The organism is Acidovorax sp. SUPP950, from assembly GCF_030158935.1.
In the GTDB taxonomy this organism is placed as follows: domain Bacteria; phylum Pseudomonadota; class Gammaproteobacteria; order Burkholderiales; family Burkholderiaceae_C; genus Paracidovorax.
The window spans coordinates 1-1,194 of record NZ_BQXE01000017.1 but is presented as its reverse complement, the minus strand read 5'-3'; the positions used below and the strand labels follow the sequence as shown (position 1 = coordinate 1,194).

Below are 1,194 nucleotides of genomic sequence, written 5' to 3'. Positions count from 1 at the left end.
AAAATGGCAAAAGGTAAGTTCGAACGTACCAAGCCCCACGTGAACGTGGGCACCATCGGTCACGTGGACCATGGCAAGACGACGCTGACGGCGGCCATCGCCACGGTGCTGTCCTCCAAGTTCGGCGGCGAAGCCAAGGCATACGACCAGATCGACGCAGCGCCCGAAGAAAAGGCCCGCGGCATCACGATCAACACCGCTCACGTGGAATACGAAACGGCCAACCGCCACTACGCCCACGTGGACTGCCCCGGTCACGCCGACTATGTGAAGAACATGATCACCGGCGCTGCCCAGATGGACGGCGCCATCCTGGTGTGCTCGGCCGCTGACGGCCCCATGCCCCAGACCCGCGAGCACATCCTGCTGGCCCGCCAGGTGGGCGTGCCTTACATCATCGTGTTCCTGAACAAGTGCGACATGGTCGACGACGAAGAGCTGCTCGAACTCGTCGAAATGGAAGTGCGCGAACTCCTGGACAAGTACAACTTCCCAGGCGACGACACCCCCATCATCCGCGGTTCCGCCAAGCTCGCCCTGGAAGGCGACAAGGGCGCCCTGGGTGAAGAAGCCATCATGAAGCTGGCCGAAGCCCTGGACTCGTACATCCCCACGCCCGAGCGCGCTGTGGACGGCGCATTCCTGATGCCCGTGGAAGACGTGTTCTCGATCTCCGGTCGCGGCACCGTGGTGACGGGCCGTATCGAGCGCGGCATCATCAAGGTCGGCGAAGAAATCGAAATCGTCGGTATCCGTGATACTCAAAAGACCACCTGCACCGGCGTGGAAATGTTCCGCAAGCTGCTGGACCAAGGCCAGGCTGGCGACAACGTCGGCCTGCTGCTGCGCGGTACCAAGCGCGAAGACGTGGAACGCGGCCAAGTGCTGTGCAAGCCCAACTCCATCAAGCCGCACACGCACTTCACCGCCGAGGTGTACGTGCTGTCCAAGGACGAAGGTGGTCGTCACACGCCTTTCTTCAACAACTACCGTCCTCAGTTCTACTTCCGCACGACCGACGTGACTGGCGCCATCGAGCTGCCAGCCGACAAGGAAATGGTCATGCCCGGCGACAACGTGTCGATCACCGTCAAGCTGATCAACCCCATCGCCATGGAAGAAGGCCTGCGTTTCGCCATCCGTGAAGGCGGTCGTACCGTCGGCGCCGGCGTCGTGGCCAAGATCATTGCTTAA

1 protein-coding gene is annotated in these 1,194 nt (G+C 61.7%); it reads left to right on the top strand.

From position 1 onward, the window contains the following. The first annotated feature begins 3 nt into the window (after window positions 1-3). Complete coding sequence (tuf, locus tag AVME950_RS24205) at window positions 4-1,194, top strand: elongation factor Tu (protein WP_272549654.1); 1,191 nt, start codon at window positions 4-6, stop codon at window positions 1,192-1,194.

Excerpts from the sequence above, each read along its gene's own strand:
- tuf (WP_272549654.1), top strand. The coding sequence starts at position 4 with ATGGCAAAAGGTAAGTTCGAACGTACCAAGCCCCACGTGAACGTGGGC.